The organism is Amycolatopsis sp. NPDC041971 (assembly GCF_055588925.1).
The window spans coordinates 140,847-161,361 of sequence record NZ_JBVJCE010000009.1; the positions used below are offsets into that span (position 1 = coordinate 140,847).

Annotated in this window: 10 protein-coding genes; 5 read left to right on the top strand and 5 right to left on the bottom strand. The window is 70.9% G+C overall.

All coding sequences use genetic code 11. The features are described 5' to 3' along the window. Positions 1–145 precede the first annotated feature (145 nt). The 4 genes from ACZ6DT_RS19765 to ACZ6DT_RS19780 all read right to left on the bottom strand — a co-directional run bounded on the left by ACZ6DT_RS19765 (position 146) and on the right by ACZ6DT_RS19780 (position 4,748). The gene (locus ACZ6DT_RS19765; RefSeq protein WP_465596923.1) at positions 146–1,426 is read right to left on the bottom strand and encodes a hypothetical protein; all 1,281 of its coding nucleotides are present in this window, start codon (positions 1,424–1,426) and stop codon (positions 146–148) included. 315 nt (positions 1,427–1,741) lie between these two features. Then, positions 1,742–2,497, bottom strand: coding sequence for a hypothetical protein (locus tag ACZ6DT_RS19770; RefSeq protein ID WP_465596925.1), 756 nt, complete (start codon positions 2,495–2,497; stop codon positions 1,742–1,744). A gap of 336 nt (positions 2,498–2,833) precedes the next feature. Further along, positions 2,834–3,451, bottom strand: coding sequence for a CGNR zinc finger domain-containing protein (locus tag ACZ6DT_RS19775; protein WP_465596928.1), 618 nt, complete (start codon positions 3,449–3,451; stop codon positions 2,834–2,836). Between the two features lie 85 nt (positions 3,452–3,536). Then, positions 3,537–4,748 (bottom strand): MFS transporter, encoded by a 1,212-nt coding sequence (locus ACZ6DT_RS19780; RefSeq protein ID WP_465596931.1) that lies wholly within the window; start codon positions 4,746–4,748, stop codon positions 3,537–3,539. 300 nt (positions 4,749–5,048) lie between these two features. On the opposite strand from ACZ6DT_RS19780, the gene ACZ6DT_RS19785 reads away from it, so the two are divergent. Continuing rightward, complete coding sequence (locus tag ACZ6DT_RS19785) at positions 5,049–5,684, top strand: LysE family translocator (RefSeq protein ID WP_465596934.1); 636 nt, start codon at positions 5,049–5,051, stop codon at positions 5,682–5,684. A gap of 121 nt (positions 5,685–5,805) precedes the next feature. Then, positions 5,806–6,192, top strand: coding sequence for a VOC family protein (locus tag ACZ6DT_RS19790; RefSeq protein ID WP_465596937.1), 387 nt, complete (start codon positions 5,806–5,808; stop codon positions 6,190–6,192). Between the two features lie 46 nt (positions 6,193–6,238). On the opposite strand, the gene ACZ6DT_RS19795 is transcribed toward ACZ6DT_RS19790, so the two are convergent. Then, positions 6,239–7,597 (bottom strand): MFS transporter, encoded by a 1,359-nt coding sequence (locus ACZ6DT_RS19795; protein ID WP_465596940.1) that lies wholly within the window; start codon positions 7,595–7,597, stop codon positions 6,239–6,241. 587 nt (positions 7,598–8,184) lie between these two features. On the opposite strand from ACZ6DT_RS19795, the gene ACZ6DT_RS19800 reads away from it, so the two are divergent. The 3 genes from ACZ6DT_RS19800 to ACZ6DT_RS19810 are packed head-to-tail and all read left to right on the top strand — an operon-like array spanning position 8,185 to position 20,412. Next, positions 8,185–11,622, top strand: a complete 3,438-nt coding sequence (locus tag ACZ6DT_RS19800; protein WP_465596943.1) for a non-ribosomal peptide synthetase — start codon at positions 8,185–8,187, stop codon at positions 11,620–11,622. Beyond that, complete coding sequence (locus ACZ6DT_RS19805) at positions 11,619–15,086, top strand: acyl carrier protein (protein ID WP_465596946.1); 3,468 nt, start codon at positions 11,619–11,621, stop codon at positions 15,084–15,086. The genes ACZ6DT_RS19800 and ACZ6DT_RS19805 overlap by 4 nt, the downstream gene beginning before the upstream one ends. A 10-nt stretch (positions 15,087–15,096) precedes the next feature. Then, a complete protein-coding gene (locus ACZ6DT_RS19810) occupies positions 15,097–20,412 on the top strand; it encodes a type I polyketide synthase (protein ID WP_465596949.1) in 5,316 nt (1,771 codons plus the stop codon). The last annotated feature ends 103 nt before the right edge of the window (positions 20,413–20,515 follow it).

Below are 20,515 nucleotides of genomic sequence, written 5' to 3' on the forward strand. Positions count from 1 at the left end.
TGGTCAAGTAATCCCGGACGCGTCCTTTGTGGACAGCCGAGAAGGGTCAGGCGACTGTGACGAGCCCGCCTCTGTCGCCACAACGCCTACTTGACCAGCGGTTATGCGACTTTTAGCGCGCGAACGAGCTCACGCCGTCCAGGTGTCAGCTCGCGTAGAGCTCTGCGACGGCGCTGTGCACCGTTGTCGAGTACTGCGGATCGGAGATGTGGATACCGCCGAACACCGGGCCGTTACCCCTGGTGAACGTCCATCCGCCGGCGGTCTCGAAGTCGGGATTGGCGATGTGGCATCCGGTGAGCTGGATGTCGTCGAACCGAGCGAGCACCCGGTAGTTCGCGACACCCTTCGTCTCGTACAGCCGCAACGTCAGCGTGCCGGCCCCGTTGGTGAGGTACGGCGTCAGGTCGCGCGGCGAGGAGGTGTACCAATCGGTGCCCTCACTGGCGATGTCGCGTTCCCATACCTTCGTGCCACCGACGAGTGCTTGCTTCATGTGGTAACCCGGTGTATTGCTGCCCCAGTCGTCCTGGTGCCACAACACCATCGAGCAAGACGTGGATCCCGCGTTGAGCCGCAGGGTGGTGCCGGCAGCCACGAAGTCACCGGCCTGGGTGTCGGTGTTGCTGTGCACGGTGAACACCAGCCCCCCGCGCCCGGTGTGGGCGAACGAGACGTCCCTGGCCTGAGGGAGTCCCGGCGTGAGCGGCAACGCGTACTGCACGACACCGGCGATCTTGCCCGCCTTCATGTACTCGACGCCGACCGCGGTCACCGTGCGCACGTAGCCGACGTCCGGCGTGATAGTGGTGTTCGACAGCGTCGACGCGTACGGCATCAAGAGAAGCTTCTTGTTCTTCGCCGCGAGCAGCGAGACAGCCGTGTTGAGATGGCCGCGCAACGATCCCGTCCACACCGTGTTTCGGTATGGGGAGTCGTTGAACGGCAGGATCAGGCTGTCCATCCCGCCGGCGTAGGCGTTCACGAACGCCTCGTTGAGCTGCCGGACGTAGACGACCGGGTAGAAGTCGATACCGGCGGCAGCACGCATCTGCCCGGTGTAAGCCGGCGTGAAGAAGTCCGTGTTGTAGACGAAGTCGTCCATCGCCCAGGCCTTGAGCACCGGGTACTGCTTGGCGAGCGCGCCGATCGCCTGCGCCCAGCCGACATAATTCTTCTTGTACGGCAGGTAACTCGAGCAGGTGTTGTCGACGCCGGGACACTCGGTCGGTGGCACGAGGTAGGCCCACGTGGTCAACCCGGCCGCTTGCGCTTCCCGCAGGAACGGTTCGAAGTCGTTCCAGTCGTTCTCGTTGTGGACCAGGAACGCGTAGGTGTTCGCGTTCATCGCCCGCAGCCGCTCGACGGTGGCCTTCGCGTCAACGCGGCCGTTGGTGCGGACCGGGTTCGCGTAGCTCGCACGCACTCCAGGCGTGGGCGCCGCTTGCGCCGGCGCGGGAAGAAGCCCTGCGCATACGACTGTGAGCAGGAAAGACAAGGCGGTTCTCAGCATGGTTCGATACTCCCAACTGTTCCGTTACTCAAAGATTTGTGCGAATCGAGGTGACATCGGCTCGAAAAGGCGCAATCAGGTACCCCTCGTTTCCCCGATTTCTCACCGGGCAACTGTAGAAGCACCCAGGAAACTGAGGAAGGGCACTTTTGGCCACGGCTTTGACCATGGTCAAATCACGGCGTATCCGCAGCTCGCCGGTTTGACTTGCGGAGCCTGCCGGTCAAATCACGGCCTGGCGGAGCCGGTGCAGAACCAGTAGGCGCCGGGTAACGCGGAACTGTCCGGGTTGCTGTCGCCGGCGCGAATGTTCCCGACCTCGTTCTTCTTCGAGTCGTAGAAATGACCGGTGACGGGCAGATTGTTGTCGTATGAGAAGACCGCGTCCTGTAAATGGTATTCGGCCAGGCGCCAGCACGCGTTCTGCCGTTGGGTCCGGAAATTCATGTCGTCGAAACCGATGTTCCGGTACAGACACAGCCACGTCGCCTCGCACGGCTCGGCGATCGTGGCAGGCGCCCGTCTGTCCGGCCGCGGCCACAGTACGAACGCGGTGAGCGCCAGCAGTCCGATCACGGCCGCCGAACCCAGCAGCCACCAGAGCCGGCGTCTGATCCGCGATGGCGCCGCAGGACGTTCCACGGGTGCCGCCTGGGCCTGGACCGCGGCGGATGCCTGATCCCATCGCTGTCGCCAGCGCGCGTGAACCTTCCGCTCGTCCTGACCGAGCACGCCGACCGCCAGCGATCGGACGAACTCCCAGGTCGTGTCCCAGGAAGGCAGCTGCGCACCGCGTGCCGCCGCCGACAACGCCGATTTCGAGGCGACCGCACCGTGGTCGTCGCGCATCGCCGCATAGGACGGGTCTCCCGCCTGCTGCTTGAGCTCCCACAACTGCCGGGCGAAGACCGCCGACGGCTCGTCGCCCTCGGGAGCCTTGGCCACCCGCCCCCTGCGTCCGGTTCGGTTCGGTTCGTTGTCCATGGTCCCCCCACGTGACGATCCGTCGAAGGCAGTATGCCAACCGCGGCGGCGGCCGGGCGATAGTGAACTCGGCGGTCCCACGTCCGGAGAACCGGGGTCATGCCGAGCGAAACGAACACCGACGGCGACGCGGTCCTGGAGGGCGACTGCGCCATCGGCCCGATCGACGTCGCCTGGCGGGGCGAGCACGAAGCAGCGCAAGAGCCGTCCGGTGGACGACGGCCCGCTCCCGACTTCCTCGGAGCGGGCCGCCGTGTCGGCTTCACCGTCCACCGCAGCGAGCGCGGAAACCGGCACCGGAAACTCGACGTTTCCGTGTCGTCAGGGCCGCACGAGTCATCCCTTCCTGGAAGTGGAACCGCGTCGGCTGGTCTTCTCCCACGTACCGCAGGCGCTCATGCTGCACCACCGGCGGGAGCCGTTCTTGCTGGTGTCGTAGAACAGCCAGCCGCAGCTGCCGTCGTGGCCGAGGCACTCTTTGATCCGGTTGAAGTCGGCGTTGATCGCCGCTTCCGCGGCGGAGCGGGCGACCGGCCAGAGAACGCAGTCGAGTTCGCCGCGAGGTGACCAGTTCCAGTTCAGACCGGTGGGGGTCGAGACGAGGTCGGCGTGTCGCATGGCCTCGGCGTATGCCTGCTGGAGATGGATGAGTGCCGGGGGCGGGGGTTCGTCGCCTCGGGCGATGGCGACGAAAACGGCGTGGATGGCCTCGCGTAGTTGTTTGGCACGCGAAAGTGCGTCCCGGGCGGCCGCGGGCTCACGTTGGATGCGTTTGCGTAGCAGACCTGCGCGGTTCGCCCCGATGGTTCCGGCGTCCGTGGACCACTCGACGAGGCTTGCGAAGTCCGCGAGGTAATCGTGGGTGTCCTTGTCGGCGCGAGCCCGTCGGGGGCCCACGGTGTTGGCGAAATCGAGGCACACCAGGCCGCCGATGTGCTCCAGTGGTTCAGGCATCACGATCCTTCCGGGCGGGCCTGGCTTTCGGGCACCGTCCTTCGAAAGCCGATCGCGCGCGACCTTCGTCGAGTTCGCCGCGTGGTCACTGTGTCTCTTCCGATCGGTCACGAGAGTGTCGTGGCAGGGCCGGCAGTGTGGCGAGGGCGAGCACGGTGGCGATGGCGAAGGCGCCCGGAAGTCCGGCGTTGTCGACGACGAGTCCGAGCGCCACCGGGCCCGCCACGGCACCGAGTGTGATGAAGACGACCACCACACTGAAGCCACGAGTGGGGTGGTCTGGGAACACCATTGAACTCCACACTGACAGAAGGGTGCCGCCGACCATGAAGCCACAGCCGTAGAGCACAGCGGATGTCAGGGCGAATCCCCAGCCCGCGGGCGTCAGCCACAGAACGGCCGTGGAGAGGGAAAGGACGATCTGTGCGGTCACGAAGATCGCACGAAGGCCGTGACGTCGCACGAAACGGCCCGTGAAAACACCGACCGTTCCCGCGATGCCTATGACCGTCCACAGTACGGGGGCAGCACGTTCGTCTCCGCCATTGGCCGTCGCGACCGCGACTCCGGCGAACGACCAGTAAGCCGCACCGACGAGCCCGGATGACGTGGCCGCCACGAACAAGGGCCAGGCGCCCCGCCTGCCGAGCAGCTCACGCCACTGAACCGTCTCATGCGGCCGTGCGCGGTTCACCGGCACGGACGGCAGCACACGGATGTTCCACGCCATCACGAGGAAGGCGGCCGCCGCGGCACCGAGCCAGACCAGCCTCCATCGAGAGTCCGTGGCGAAGAAAGCGGCCGGTCCGGCGAGCACGACCCCGAAGGTCGTGCCGGTGCTGATCATCGACAGCGCGTGCGCCCGCCCACTGGGTTTCACGGTTTCTTGAACGAGGTCGGAATACGGCGTCCAGACCCACCCCGGAGCCATTCCGGAGACCGCGACCCCCACAGCCAGGACCCACGTGCTGGGAGCCACGGCGATGAGCAGCATCCCGGTACCGGCGCAACCCAGCCCGATCCCGATCGGCAGACGCGGAGACCTCCGGCCCGCCCACCGTCCCACGACCCCGAGAGCGAGCAGCTCACCCAGATAGCCGATGCTGGTCACGGCTCCGAGCGCGCCGGTGGACCCGCCGAACTCGGCCTGAAAGCGTGGAAGGAAAAGGCCATACCCGTAGCGGCCGAAACCGTAGGTGACCGCGAGTGTCGCCAACCCGGACAGACCGAGGAGCCACGGACCCGCTCGGCCGCCGTCCGTCTCTCGTGCCGGGGTGACCGCTGCTCCGGTGTGCATGCTGTCCGTCTACCCCAGGACGGGCCGCTCACGCACCGCCTATCGTACTTTCACCGGATTGGAGCAACGAGAGTCGGAGGCCAGGGAGAAAATAGTGTGGTTAAAGGTTATCCACCGTTTCTGATCTGGGCTGTTCTTCTTCGGTCGGAGCGACACCGGCAAACATCGTTATGGTGGTGACGGACTTTCGGATCGCGCGTTACCCGTCGATCAGGGGCCGCCGACTCGATGATTGGGCCGGTCCAAGATCGGGAACACGGGAGGGCAAGGCGCGCGGAGCGATCCGGGAGAGGGAGGACGATGAGCGCGGGGACGCTGGCGGTGTTCATCGGCGTGGTCATGGTCGCCTACGTCGTTCCCGGCCCGGACTGGATGGTGATCCTGCGCTACTCGGCGCGGCGGCGCTCCAGCGGGTTCGTCGCGGCGATCGGTGTGCAGTGCGGCCTGGCCGTGCACATGACGGCCGCGGCCCTCGGCGTTTCGACCGCTCTCCTCCACAGCTCCGTCGCGTTCACCGTGCTCAAGCTCATCGGCGCCGCATACCTGGTCTACCTGGGGGCACAGGCACTCTGGAAGTCATGGAAGAGTGAGCCGACAAGCGGGAAGTCCGTCGAGGAAGCGGACGAACCGGTGGCGGAACGCCCGCTGCGGATCTTCCGCCAGGCGTTCCTTTCCAACGTGCTCAACCCGAAGGCCGCCCTCTTTTTCGTGAGCGTGCTGCCCCAGTTCATCGACCGGGACGCCGCGGTGGCGCCCCAGGTGCTGTTGCTGGGCGGGCTGGACATCGCGCTGGGAGTGCTCTGGTGGGGACTGTTCGTGCTGCTCACGGCGCGATTGTCGGGTCTGATGCGCCGCAGCGGCCCGCGCAAGGTGCTCGACCGGATCACCGGAACGGCGCTCGTCGGCCTCGGCGGCGCGCTGGTGATCAGCAGCTGAATCGAAGTTCGCAAAAAGCCTCGTCACGTTCGATGGGGATACGAACTAAACGGAACGGGCCGCGAAACGTCAAGGACAACGTGTTGACTTCCAGCGAACTCGAGGTGTCATGGTGTTTCTCATGACAGTGCAGCTGAATCACACCATCATCAACGCCACCGACCGGACCGCCACGGCGGACTTCCTGGTCTCGATCCTCGGCCTGCCCGAGCCCGCCGAGTTCGGTCCGTTCCTAGTGGTCCAGACCGGTAACGGGGTCTCGCTCGATGTCATGGGCAGCACCGGTGAGTTTTCCAGGCAGCACTACGCCTTCCTGGTCGGGGAGGACGAGTTCGACACGATCTTCGGGCGGATCCGCGAAAGAGGTTTGCCGTACTGGGCGGGGCCGGGACACCAAGGTGCGGGGGAGATCAACACCAATGACGGCGGCCGGGGCGTCTACTTCGACGATCCGGACGGTCACGTGCTGGAGATCCTCACCCGGCCGTACGGATCCGGCGTCTCCTAGAAAAACGCCGCATCGATGTCCCGACCGGAATACGAGCCGCGTCCGGTCACCTGCTGTCGGAATTCAGGTCGGTGCCCCGGGTTTCGGGGCTGAGGAGCAGTGCGACGAAAGTGACGGCGATCGTGCCGACGAGGTACAGCACGACCGCCGCAGGGCCCTGTTTTTCGGCCAGCCACACGGCGATGAGGGGCGCGGGCGCGCCGGCGACGATCGAGGAGCCCTGGAACACCAGGGAAGCGCCGGCGAAACGGCGGCGGGTCGGGAAGAGTTCGGCGATCCACGCGGCTTCCGGTCCGGCAAGGAGTCCGTGCAGTGCCGCGCCGACGGCGATGCCTAGATAGAGCAGAGGCAGATTGTCGGCCTGGACGACGGCGAAGAAGACCGGTGCCCACACCGCGAGGCCTGCCGCCGGGACCAGCATGGCGATACGCCGCCCGACGAGGTCCGACCAGTGGCCGCCGGCCAGCATTCCCGCGAACTGCAGCAGTGACCCGACGGCCACGGCGAGCAGGACGTCGGACTTGTCGTAGCCGAAGGTCTTCGTGGCATAGGCGACCACGAAGACGGTGTAGACGTAGAAGGCCACGTTCTCGCCCAGCCGCACGCCGAGACCGCGGAGGACGGGACCGGGGTGGGCGAGGGTTTCGAGGACGCTCGACCGCTCCCGGACGGCGTCCGCGGATGCCGTGGCCCGCGCCTGCGCTTCCTGGAACACCGGCGACTCGTCGATGCGCCGCCGGATCCAGAAGCCGATGGCCAGGAGCGGGATCGCGAACAGGAAACCGACGCGCCACCCCCACTGGTCGAAGGCGTGTTCGGGCAGTACCAAGGCGATCCCGCCGACCACGGCCGTGGCGAGCACCGTGCCCAGAGGCGCTCCCGCCTGCGGCCACGCCGACCAGAAGCCTCGCCGCTTCGGACTTCCGTACTCGCTGACCATCAGCACCGCCGCGCCGAATTCGCCGCCGAGGGCGAACCCCTGAATCAGCCTCAGCACGACGAGCGAGATCGTCGCCCCGATGCCGGCCTGAGAGTAGGTGGGGAGCAGCCCGATCGCGGAGGTCGACAGCCCGAGTAGCAGGAAAGTGGTCACCAGCATGGGTTTGCGCCCGAGGCGATCGCCGAGGTGCCCGAAGACGATGCCGCCGATCGGGCGCGCGACGAAACCGAGTCCCTGGGTGGCCAGCGCGAGCAGCAACTGGGCGAACCCGTCGCCACCGGGGAAGAACAGCGGTCCGAGCACGGTGGCCGCCAGGATTCCGTAGAGCGCGAAGTCGTACCACTCGAGCACCGCGCCGGCGGTACTGCCCGCCAGGACCCGCCCGAACGCCGATCGGCCGACGCCGCCGGGCCTCCGCTGGGACCTCGAACCGGCCGTGTCGCGCGAGGCGGGCACGTTCGTCACTTTCTCTCCTCGTCGAGTCGGCCGGATCAGGCGGGGCGTCCGATATCCGGACATCGGGGAACGCTATTCGGACACGGAGGAAGATAGACCGCGCCGGCGGGATCGCGCAAACAAAGAGGACATCAAGGCAGGGCAAGCCCTCCGGACGCATCGGAGGCCGTGCCGCCTTCGTACACCCTCGACTGAGGAGCCGGTGTCAGTCCGAATCGCCATGTCCAGGGTGCGCGTATTTCTGAATCGATTTCGGCGAATTCGCTGCCGTTGTTCGTAAATGTATTCGGCGCAGGGTGTCGGTTAATATCCGACGCATTACTGAATGTAGTCGATCGAGTGTCGATGGTGGTCGAAAAGCCGGGCGCGAAATGCCGCCAGGGTCGCCGATCGGGCTGAAAGTCGTGGATAACTGCAACATGTGGTCCAAGATCGTAGGCCATTCGGACCTAATCCGCGGAAATCGTATTCCTCGGCGCGGCCGGTCGCCTTAACCTTGCGTAATTCTTCGCCTGAATGTCACTGGGGAGCAAGATGAAGTCCACGCCGTTGTCGTCGCGCGCCCGGAAAACCTCGGAGCGACTGCTCGACGCCCGATGACACAAGCCGGCTGCGTCAGCCGATTCGACGTACACGCCTGGCAATCGCCCGATCGGATCGCGGTCTTCGAGCACGGCACAGGACTCACCTACGCTCGGCTCGCCGGGCTCGCGGGCGGCCGCGCGGTGCGGTTGCGCGAAGCCGGTGTCCGGCCGGGGGAGCGGGTCGGCCTCGTCACCGGGCACGGCAGCGCCGCGATCGCGGCGATCCTCGGTACCCTCGCCGCGGACTGCACCTACGTCCCACTGGACCCGACCTTCCCCCGGGAGCGTCTCGAGTACCAGCTCGCGGCCGCGCGGGTGACCGCCGTGCTCGCGGATCCGGAGTATGTCGAGCTGGCGGAGTTCTTGTGCCGCACCGGATCCGCGCGGCTCGTGCGCTCGGGCACGGAGACCGCGCCGCTCCCGGTGCCCGAATCCGATCCGGACAGTCCGGCGTACGTGCTGTTCACCTCCGGGTCCACCGGCCCGCCGAAGGCCGTCGCGCAGACCCACCGCAACCTCCTGCACGTCGTCGACAACCAGATCGCCGCGCTCGGCATCACCGTGGCCGACCGGCTCAGCCTGCTCGCGTCGTTCGGCTTCGACGCGGCGATCCCGGACCTCTACCCGGCATTGCTCAGCGGCGCCGCGCTCGTGCCGATCGACCTGCGCGCGCACGGCGTCGTCCACGCCGCGCGCGAACTGGCCCGGCACGAGGTGACCGTCTACCACTCGACCCCCACGGTCTACCGGCACCTGCTCGACGTCCTCGGCGAGACCGGTCTCCCGTCCGTGCGGGCCGTGCTGCTCGGCGGCGAGCAGGCGACGCACGCCGACGTCCGCCGTGGCCGGTTCGCGCCCGAGTGCGTGTTCGTCAACGGCTACGGCGCCACCGAGGTGACTTTCGCCGCGCAGTACCGGACGACCGCCGCCGAACTGGACCCGGACGCCGAGGGGCCGCTGCCGATCGGGCGCGCGCTCCCCGGATTCACCCTCACCGTGCTGGACAGCGGCGAACTCGAAGTGCGCGGGCGGCACCTCGTCGACGGCTACCTCGACCAGCCGAGCCCGGCGTTCGGGGTGACCGCCGACGGCGGCCGTCGTTACCGGACCGGCGACCTCGGCCTGCTGCTGCCGGACGGGAATCTCGTCTGCCTCGGCCGGCTCGACCGGCAGGTCAAGGTCCGCGGCTTCCGGGTGGAACTGACCGAGATCGAGGCCCGGCTCGCCGAACAGCCCGGCGTGGCCGAAGCCCGCGCGATCGTGCGTGACGGCGACCTGCTCGCCTATGTGATCGCGGCCGGCCCGCGTCCGGACGGCCGGGTGCTGCGTGCCGCGCTGGCGGACGTCCTGCCCGGTTACTCGGTACCCGCGGCCGTCGCGGTGCTGGACGGTTTTCCGCTGACCGTCACCGGAAAGCTCGACGAACGGGCGCTGCCGGACCCGCGGGCGGCCGCGACCGACCCAGCCGAACGGCTGACCCCGGCGGAGGAACGCGTGCACCGGATCTGGTGCACGGTGCTGGGCCGGGATCGGGTCGGGCGCAGCGAGGCGTTCTTCGACGCCGGCGGCGACTCGCTGCGGCTCGGCCGGGTGCAGGTGCGGCTGGCCGACGAGTTCGGAGTGGACGTCCCGCTGCTCGCCCTGTTCGAGCGCACGACGATCGCCGGGCAGGCAGCCTGGCTCACGGAGTCCACTTCGGACACTTCGCCGCCGGCCACCGCGGAGGAGCAGGCCGGGGATCTCATCGCCGTCGTCGGGTTGGCCTGCCGGTTCCCCGATGCGCCGGACGCCGCCTCGTTCTGGTGGAACCTCTGCGCGGGCGTCGACTCGATCCACGACTACGCCGACGACGAGCTGGCGGCGCTGGGAGTCGGGCCGGGTCTGCGTGCCGACCCGGCGTATGTGCGGGCGGGTGGCCGGATCGAGGGTGTCGAGGAGTTCGACGCCGGGTTCTTCGGGTTCACCGCCGACGAGGCCGCGCGGACCGACCCGCAGCACCGGCTGTTCCTCGAAACGGCGTGGCAGGCACTCGAGGACGCGGGGCGCGACCCCGCCGCCGAGACCGGGCCGGTCGGGGTGTTCACGGCCGCCTCGGTGAACCGCTACTTCCTGTTCCACCTGTTCGGCAACCCGGCGGTGACCGGTGACGTCGACCCGGACGACTGGGAGGGGCGGCTGACCGGCCGCCAGCTCGCCGACCACCTGCCAGGCCAGGTCGCCTACCGGCTCGGACTGACCGGGCCGGCGGTGGCCGTGCAGAGCGCGTGCTCCAGTTCGCTCGCGGCGGTTGCGCTGGCCGCGCAGAGCCTCGCGGACTACCGGTGCGACGTCGCGCTGGCCGGCGGGGCGAACGTGACGTGGCCGCGGTACCGCGGCGGCGGGCTCGTCTCGCCGGACGGCCGGTGCCGCGCGTTCGACGTCACCGCGGCGGGCGCCGGGTTCAGCTCGGGTGCCGGGGTGGTCGTGCTGCGGCGGCTGGCGGACGCGCTCGCCGACCGCGACCACGTCTACGCCGTGCTGCCCGGCTGGGCGATCACGAACGACGGCCCGGACCGCGCGGGCTACGCCGTGCCGGGGCCGGCCGGGCAGGCGGCCGCGGTGGCCGAGGCACTGGCCATCGCGGAGATCGCCCCGGACGAGGTGGCGCTGCTCGAAGCCCACGGCAGCGGCACCCCGCTCGGCGACGCTATCGAGGTGGCCGCGCTCAACCGCGTCTACCGGGACGCGCCGCCGGAGACATGCGCGCTGGGCTCGGTGAAGACGAACATCGGGCACCTCGACGCGGCGGCAGGCATCGCCGGGCTGATCAAGGCCGTGTTGTCCGTGCGGTACGGCGTCATCCCGCCGAGCCTGCACTTCACGGCCCCGCATCCGGAGGTCGACCTGGCGGGTGGCCCCTGGTACGTCCCGGCGAAGGCCGCCGACTGGCCCGCCCGTGAGCGGCGGGTGGCCGGGGTCAGCTCGTTCGGCATGGGCGGCACGAACGCGCACCTGATCGTGGCGGAGGCTCCGGCCGTCCCACCACGGCAGGCGGTGAGCGGGCCGTTCGTGCTGCCGGTGTCCGCGCGTGACGCGAAGGCGTTGCGCGAGGTGGTCTCCCGCCTGCGCGACCGGCTCGCCACGGACGCACCGGATCTCGGGGACGCGGCGTACACGCTTTCGGTCCGGCGGGCGTTCGCGTGCCGGGCCGCCGTGGTGGCGGACTCGGTCGCGTCGGCGGTCGCCGCGCTCGATGCGTTGCTGACGAACGGAACCGACGTCGAGGGCCCGGCAGGGGCGGCGCGGGACCTGGCCGTCCACTGGGCCGGGGGCGGCGAGATCGAGTGGGCCGCGTGGTTCGCGGGCGGGGAACCGGGCCGCGTCCCGTTGCCGGGCTATCCGTTCCAGCGGGAGCGGCACTGGATCGACCCGCTGCCTCACCACACATCCGACCAGGGGAGCCCTCGGTGACCGACACCTTGCCCGTCGCGGGCGGCCATGGCCCGCCACTGTCCTATCCGGACACCACGCTCATTGCGCTGATCCTCGCCCAGGCCACGCGCACGCCGGATGCCGTCGCCGTCCGGCAGGGTGACGCGCGGCTCACCTACCGTGAACTGGTCGCGTCGGCGACCGGCGTCGCCCGGCTGCTGCAGGCACGGGGTGCCGGGCCCGGCACCCGCGTCGGCGTCTGCGCCGACCGGCGGCCGGAGCTGATCCCGACCGTCGTGGGTGTGCTGCTGTCCGGGGCCGCTTACGTGCCGCTCGAACCCGGCGGCCCGAAGGCGCGGCTGGCCGAAATCGCCGCGGACGCCGGGATCTCCCTCGTCGTCGGTAATCGCGCGCGGACCGAATTCGGTGCGACGGAAGGCATCGAAGCTCTCGACGTGCCCCCGCCCGCGGACGGGTCTGTCGAATCTGTCGAGTGCCCCGCCGGACCGGACGATCTCGTCCACCTCCTCTACACCTCCGGCTCCACCGGCCGGCCCAAGGGCGTGCTGACCAGTCACCGCAACGTGGTCGCGTTCGTCACCGGGTTCGCCGCCGCCCTCGGGATCCGGCCCGGCGCCCGGGCGCTCGGCATCTCCTCACCCGCCTTCGACGCCTTCACCATCGACGTGTTCGTCCCGCTGGCGCACGGCGGATCGGTCCAGCTCGCCGGCGCCGCCGACCGGGCCGACCCCGAACGGTTGCGGCGGTTCCTCGTCGAGCACGACGTCGAGTGGGGTTTCGTCACGCCGACGTTGCTGTCCATGGTGGACCCCGCGGCCGTTCCCGGCTGGCGCGTCATCGCCTGCGGTGGCGAGCCGGTGCCCGCGGACCTCGCCGCGCGCTGGCTGCCGGGACGGCGGTTCTTCAACGCCTACGGCCCGACCGAGACCACCGTGGTGGTGGTCACCGACGAGGTCACCGGCATCCCCGCCGACCCGCTGCCACTCGGCCGCCCGACGCCGAACCATCGGGCGTACGTCGTGGACGCCGGGCTGCGGCCGGTCGCGCCCGGCGAGATCGGCGAGCTGCTCATCGGCGGTCCGGGCCTCGCGCGTGGTTACCTCGGCAGCGCGGAGCTGACCGCCGCGAAGTTCGTCGACGACCCGATCACGCCGGGAGAACGGCTCTACCGCACCGGCGATCTGGCCCGCGAGCTGCCTGACGGCCGTCTCGAGTTCGCCGGCCGCGCCGACCGGCAGGTGAAGGTCCGCGGCCAGCGGATCGAGCTGGGCGAGGTGGAGGCCGCGCTCACGACGCACCCGGACGTCGACGCCGCCGCCGTGGCGGCCGTTCCCGGGCCGGGCGGTATCCGGCTGGTGGCCTTCCTGGCACCGGCGTCCGCACCGTCCGATGTGGACGCCCTCGGCCGGGACCGGCTCACCGCGGCGATGCGCCCGGCCGCGGTCCGGGTGCTCGACCGCCTGCCGGTCAACCCGGTCACCGGCAAGATCGACCGGCCCGCGCTGCGCGACCTGGCCGAAGCGGCGCTGGCGGGACAACAGGAGGACCTCGGCCCGCTCGGCACCCCGGCCGACCGCGCGGTCGCGGCCATCTGGCGGCGGGTGCTCGGCACCGGCGCGGGGACGGATTTCCTGGTCTCGGGCGGGAACTCGATCGCCGCGATGCGCCTGGTCGCGGCGCTGCGGGCGGAGCTGGCCGCGGACGTCGCCGCGGAGGACGTCTTCGACGGCGGCACTCTCGACGGGCTCACCCGGCGGGTCGCGGCCGCGGCGCCGCTGACCGGACCGGGGCTGACCACCGGGCACGCGCCCGCGCTGTCCCCGCCGCAGCGGCGGCTGTGGTTCCTCGACCAGCTCGCCCCGGACGCCGCGCCGTACAACATCGCGATGGCGTTCCGGCTGACCGGCGCGCTGGACGTCGACGCGCTGCGCCACGCGTTGCGCGCGGTCGCCGAGCGGCACGACGTGCTCCGCTGGCGGATCCGGGCCGTCGACGGCTCGCCGGTGGCGGATCGCCTGCCGCCGGCGGACGTTCCGTTACCGGTGGCGCCGGTGACCGAGGACGGCCTGCGGGCCAGGCTCGCCGCCGACGCCGCGACGCCGGTGCACCTCGACCGTGATGCTCCCTGGCGCGTGCGGCTCTACCGGCTCGGCGAGGCGGAGCACTTGCTCGGCTTCACGCTGCATCACGCGGTGTTCGACGGCTGGTCGCAGGAACTGCTCTGTGCCGACCTGTCGGCGGCCTACCGGGGCGAGCCCCTGCCGCCGCCGGTGGCGTCCTATGCGGACTACGCGGTGTGGCGGGCGGGACGTGACGAACGCCGGGAGGCCGTGGATGTCGCCTGGTGGACCGAACATCTCACCGGCGCACCGACCACAGTGGACCTTCCCCGGGACCGGCCGCGCCCGGCCGTGCAGACCTACCGGGGCGCGAGCCTGCGTCAGTCCTTTCCGGACGGCGTCGCCGAGTCGGTCCGGGCTCTGGCCGCTCACACCGGCACGACACGCGCCGGGGTACTGCTCGCCGCGTTCGGCCAGCTGCTGCGTCGGCTCACCGGCGCGACCGACCACCTGGTCGCCACGGTCGTCGCGGACCGGCGGCTCGCCGAGTTCCAGGAGGTCGCGGGGTTCTTCGTGGACATCGTGCCGGTGCGGCTGCGGGCCGACGACGCCGCGGACTTCGCGACGCACGTCCGCCACGGCGGCGCGGAACTCCTCGCCGCGACCGCGCATCCGGCCGCGCCGGTCGAGCGGCTCGTCGAGGCGCTCGGCGTGCCCCGCGATCCCGCGCACGCCCCGCTCGTGCAGGTGATGTTCAACGTCCTGAACTTCACCGAGCCGCGGCTGGACCTGCCCGGCGTGCGGTCGGCGTGGCTGCCGGTGGACAAGCCGGGGTCGCCGTTCGACCTCACGGTGTACGTGCACGACGACGGCGTCGAACTGCTGTACAACCCGGACCTGTTCGACCACGTCCGGATGGCCGGGCTCGCCGAGGACTACGTCGCCCTGCTCGACGCGCTGGCCGCGGCGCCGGACGCGCCGGTCGGGACGAGCGTGCCAGGGCTGCCGAGGGCGGGCGTCCGCACCGCCGCGCCTGCCGCGTCGACCCGCGCCCCGGCACGGCCACCAACGGTGGCCGCCGACCCGGCGGCGCTCGCCGCGACCGAGGCCGTGATCGCTCGTGCCTGGTGCGACGTCCTCGGTGTCGCCGAAGTCGGGCACACCGACAACTTCTTCGACGTTGGCGGGCATTCGCTCGCGCTGGCCAGGGTGCACGCCCAGGTCACCGCCCGGCTCGGCCGCCGGATCCCGATGGTCGACCTGTTCAGCCACCCCACCGTCCGCGCCCTCGCCGCGCATTTGCACTCCGGCGGCGCCCCCGGCCCGGAGCTGGCCCGCGCCGCCGAGCGCGTCGCCGCTCGTCGCGGTCGCACCCAGACCAGAAGACCACGTAGCACCGCCGGCCCGGCCGGCCTCGGATAGGAGCACCACCGTGACCCACCTCCCCGAAACCGGCATCGGCGATCCCGGAGCCGAACCGATCGCGATCGTCGGGCTGGACGTGCGCGTTCCCGGCGCGCGGGATGCGCGGCAGTTCTGGCGCAACCTCGTCGACGGCGTCGAGTCGATCGTGCCCGCCACCCGCGACGAGATGATCGCCCGCGGCGCCGCACCGGACACTGTGGACGATCCGAGCTGGGTGAACGCCACCGCCGTGGTCGACGGCTTCGACGAGTTCGACGCCGAGCTGTTCGGCATGACCAGCCGCGAGGCCGAGATCACCGACCCGCAGCATCGGTTGTTCCTCCAGTCGTGCCACGCCGCGCTCACCGACGCGGGCTACGACCCGGCCCGCTTCGACGGCGCGATCGGCGTCTACGGCGGGTCCGGGGGCACCGGCTACCTGACCGAGAACCTGATGCGCAACGAGCGGCTCCTCGCCTCGCAGCACGGCGGTATCGGCATCTCGACCGGCAACCAGCCGAGCTACCTGACGACTTCGGTGTCGTACAAGCTCAACCTGCGGGGGCCGAGCCTCGCGGTGTTCACCGCCTGCTCGACGTCCCTGGTCGCGGTGCACCTGGCCTGCGAGGCGCTGCGCAACGGGGAATGCGACATGGCGCTGGCAGGCGGGGTCAACGTGGAGATGCCGCACGGCGTCGGCTACCTGGGCGTCGACGGCTTCACCTCGCCGGACGGCCACGTGCGCGCGTTCGACGCCGGCGCCAACGGCACCGTCTGGAGCAGCGGCGTCGGGGTCGTGCTGGTGAAGCGGCTGTCGCAGGCGATCGAGGACGGCGACCACATCCGGGGTGTCGTGCTGGGCAACGCGATCAACAACGACGGCGCCACCAAGGTCGGCTTCTCCGCGCCCAGCGTTTCCGGGCAGACGGAGGCGATCGCGCAGGCCGTCGGCATGGCCGGTGTCGATCCGCGCACCATCGGCTACGTCGAGGCGCACGGCACCGGAACCGCGCTGGGCGACCCGATCGAGATCACCGCACTGTCCACTGTGTACGGAAACGGGGTCGCGGACACCGGCTGGTGCGCGATCGGCTCGGTGAAGTCCAACATCGGCCATCTGTCGCAGGCGGCGGGCGTGGTCTCGCTGATCAAGGCCGTGCTGGCCATGGAGCACGGGCTGATCCCGCCGACCGTCAATTACCACGAACCCAACCCGGGTATCGACTTCCCTGCGAGCCCGTTCTATCCGGCGCGCGAGGTGATGAAGTGGGAGGCGGGCCAGGCGCCGAGGCGGGCGGGCGTCAGCTCGTTCGGCGTCGGCGGCACCAACGCGCACGTCGTGCTGGAGGAGGCACCGGTCCTCGAGCGGTCCCGGACGCCGCACCCGGCACACCTGCTGCGGGTGTCGGCCAACACCGCGGAAGCACTCTCGGCCGCGGTCGACCGGCTGGCCGAGCGGCTGGCCGGGGACGTCGACCTCGACCTCGCCGACGTGGCCCACACCCTGGCCGCCGGGCGCACCGAATACCCGCATCGCGCGGTCGTCGTCGCCCGTGACGCGGAGGACGCGGTCGACGGGCTGCGGGACCCCCGGCGTCTCGTGTCCGCACAGGCCGGGGAGGCGAACGTGGCGTTCCTCCTTCCCGGGCAGGGTTCCCAATACGCCGGGATGGGCGCCGAGCTGTACGAGGCCGAGCCGGTGTTCGCCGCGGCTGTCGACGAATGCCTGCGGCTGCTCGAACCCGAGCTGCCGGAGCTGCGTGACCTGATCTTCTCACCCGGTGGCGAGCAGGCGCTGCGGGAGACCCACGTGACCCAGCCCGCGCTGTTCGTCGTCGAGTACGCGCTGGCGAAGCTGTGGCAGAGCTGGGGCGTGCGGCCCGCGGCGATGATCGGCCACTCGATCGGCGAATACGTCGCCGCGACCGTCGCCGGGGTCTTCACCCTGCCGGACGCGCTGAACCTGGTCGCCACGCGCGGCCGCCTGATGCAGGCGATGCCCGCCGGGGCGATGCTGGCCGTCCAGCTCGACGAGGAGAGCGTCGCCTCGCGGCTGCCGGGCACCCTCGCGGTCGCCGGGGTGAACGGGCCCGGCACGTGCGTCGTGGCCGGGCCGTCGGACGCGGTCGCGGATTTCGCGGCGACGCTCAAGGCCGGCGGCGTGCAGTGCCGCGAGCTGGTGACCTCGCACGCGTTCCACTCGCCGATGATGGACCCGATCCTCGCCGAGTTCACCGAGGCCGTCGCCGCCGTCGCCCGCACCGCGCCCACGCTGCCGTTCCTGTCGAACGTCACCGGCGAATGGATCACCGACGCCCAGGCCACCGACCCCGCCTACTGGGCCTCCCACCTGCGTCAGACCGTCCGGTTCGGCGACTGCGTCAAGACGCTGTTCGCGCGCGGCGGCCGTTGGGTGCTCGTCGAATGCGGCCCGGGTCACCAGCTGTCCGGGCTGGCCCGCGGCCAGGTCCCGAAGGGCATGCCCGGGCCGCAGCCGAGCCTGCCGGGCCGTACCGAGCGCATCGGTGACGTCGAAACCCTGTACGGCGCGGCCGGTCTCTTGTGGACGAACGGGGTTTCCCTCCAGGCGCGGATGTTCGGCGCGCCCGGCCACCGGGTACCGCTGCCCGGCTACCCGTATGCGCGCAAGCGTTACTGGGTCGATCCTGACCCGGCCACGGCCACCCAGCCCGCACGGCGGAGCGGTCCGCTGCCCCTGTCCGAGTGGTTCGCGGTCCCGGCGTGGCGACAGGCGGAACCGGACCTGAGACGCGAGTCCTTCGCGAACGCGCTCGTCTTCGCCGCCGACGACGTCCTGCCCGGACTGCTGCGCGACGCGGGGGTGACGGTCACCGAGGTGCGTCCCGGCGACGGGTTCGCCGCGACAGGCACCGGATTCACCGTCCGGCCCGGGGTACGCGAGGACTACGACGCGCTCGTGGCCGCGCTGCCCGCCCGGCCCGAGCGGATCGTGCACGCCTGGACGCTGGCCGGCGGTGAACGCGGCATGGCCGCCCAGGACCATGGGTTCTTCAGTCTGCTCAACCTCGTCCAAGCGTGGGGCGAACCGGTGCGGATCGACGTGGTGAGCACCGGAACCGCCGACGTCACCGGCACCGACCTGACCCGCCCCGAGCACGCGACCCTCGCCGGGATCGCCCGGGTGGTGCCGTTGGAGGTCGCGGGCACGGTGGTGCGCCGGATCGATGTCGACCGTCCGCAAGATGCCGTCGCCGAGCTGTTCCGCCCGGCCGACGCGGCGGCCGAGGTCGCGCTGCAGTCCGGCCGTCGCTGGGTACTGGACTACACCCAGCTCGAACTGCCCCCGGCCGCCGAGCCGGTGTTGCGGGACGGCGGCCGGTACCTGATCACGGGCGGGACCGGCGGCATCGGCATCACGCTCGCCGAGGACCTCGCCCGCCGGGTGCGGGCGAAGCTCGTGCTGCTCGCCCGCACCGGGCTGCCGCCGCGGGCGGAGTGGGACGCGCACCTCGCCGCGCACGGCGGCACCGACCGTGCCGGGCGCGCGATGCTCGCCGTGCGGCGGATGGAGGCCGCGGGCGCGGTGGTGCACGTCGTCGCGGCCGACGTCACCGACGTGGCGCGGCTGCGCGAGGTGCGTGAGCTGGCCAAGCGCGAGTTCGGGGGCCTCGACGGGATCGTGCACGCCGCCGGGATGCCCGGCGGCGGCGTCGCCGAGGTGAAGGAGCGGGCCGTGGCCGAGGCCGTGCTGGCCCCGAAGATCGCCGGAACGCTGGCTTTGGCCGAGGCGTTCGCCGACCTGTCGATGGACTTCGTCGCGCTGTGCTCGTCGATCACCGCGGTGGTCGGCGGCATCGGGCAGGTCGACTACTGCGCCGCCAACAACTTCCTCGACGCTTACGCGCGGAGCCGCCACGGCTGGCGGGCGCGGCTGGTCTCGCATGCCTGGGGTGGCTGGGACGAGGTCGGCATGGCCGCGGAGGTGGCCGCGCCGAGCACGATCCGCACCGCCCGGTCGCGGACGCTCGGCCCGGTCGAGCACCCCGTGCTCACCACGCGCACCGAGGACGGCGCGCACGGGCTCGTCTCGGCGGCCACGCACTGGCTGCTCGACGAGCACCGGATCGCCGGGGTGCCGGTGGTGCCGGGCACGGGACATCTGGAGACCGTCCGCGCGGCGGTGGCCGCGGCGCTGCCGAAACCCGGTGACGGGCACGTCGTCGAGCTGCGGGACGTCGCGTTCCTGGAGCCGCTCGGCGTCCCGGACGGCGCCACCGCGGAGTACCGCGTGGAGTTCGACGGCGACGACTTCACCGTGACCGGCCACGTCGCCGGCGCGAGCCGGACCCACGTGCGCGGATCCGCCGGGTGGGTCGCGGCCGAGACGACGTCCACTGTGGACATCCAGGCGGTGACCGGGCGGACCGAGCCGATCGACGACGGGCACGGCTTCGGCACCGGTCGCACCAGCATGGTCACCTTCGGCCCGCGCTGGGCGGCGCTGCGCGAACACCGCATCGGCGCACAGGAGGAGCTGGCCACGATCACGGCTCCCGACGCGGCGGCGGGTGACGTCGGCGCGTGGGGGCTGCACCCGGCACTGCTGGACGTCGCGACCGCGTTCGGGCGCGGCCGGGGGAGCGGCACCTACCTGCCGATGAGCTACGGCCGGATCATCGTGCACGACGCGCTCCCGGCGAGTTTCCGCAGCCACCTGCGTTACCGCGACACCGGTGGCGACCAGGTGGTGGCGGCCGACCTCTCGCTGTGCGACGAGACCGGCCGCGTACTCGTCACGATCGAGGACTTCGTGCTGCGCCAGGTCGATCAGGACGCCGTCGGCGGCGGCCTTGCTTCGGTGTCCGCCGTGTCCAATTCGGACAAGACGTCGACCGGGATCCGGCCGGTGGACGGCGCGGAGGCGTTCGTCCGGGCGCTGGCCCCCGGCCTCGGCGGGCAGGTGGTGATCAGCACCCTGCCGGTGCGGGAGCTGATCGAGCGCCGGACCGGCGTCGAGGAATTGGACGAACCCCCCGAGGCGCCGGTGGCGGTGTCGAAGGACGACTACGTCGCCCCGCGCACCGACCTGGAGGCCGAGATCGCCCGCCAGTGGACCGAGCTGCTCGGCGTGGAGAAGATCGGCGTGCACGACGACTTCTTCGCCCTCGGCGGCAACTCGCTGGTCGCCATCCAGCTCATCGCCCAGGTGCGCAAGGCCACCGGCACGCGGCTGGCGATGAAGACGCTGTTCGAAGCGTCCACAGTGGCCACTCTGGTCGAGCGGATCGAGGAGCTGCGCGCCGACAAGGCCGAGGCGCCCGCCGAATCCGCCAGGACCACCATCCCCAAGCTCGAGCGCTGAACCTGTGGCGCGGCCGCGGGAGTGGGGGGGGGGGGGGGGGGGGGGGGGGGGGGGGGAGAAAAACACACACCCCCCCCACCCCCACACCCCCCCCACCACCCCC

Coding starts and splice junctions, on each gene's coding strand:
- ACZ6DT_RS19770 (WP_465596925.1), bottom strand. CDS start 2,497: ATGGACAACGAACCGAACCGAACCGGACGCAGGGGGCGGGTGGCCAAG.
- ACZ6DT_RS19800 (WP_465596943.1), top strand. CDS start 8,185: ATGACACAAGCCGGCTGCGTCAGCCGATTCGACGTACACGCCTGGCAA.
- ACZ6DT_RS19775 (WP_465596928.1), bottom strand. CDS start 3,451: ATGCCTGAACCACTGGAGCACATCGGCGGCCTGGTGTGCCTCGATTTC.
- ACZ6DT_RS19785 (WP_465596934.1), top strand. CDS start 5,049: ATGAGCGCGGGGACGCTGGCGGTGTTCATCGGCGTGGTCATGGTCGCC.
- ACZ6DT_RS19780 (WP_465596931.1), bottom strand. CDS start 4,748: ATGCACACCGGAGCAGCGGTCACCCCGGCACGAGAGACGGACGGCGGC.
- ACZ6DT_RS19790 (WP_465596937.1), top strand. CDS start 5,806: ATGACAGTGCAGCTGAATCACACCATCATCAACGCCACCGACCGGACC.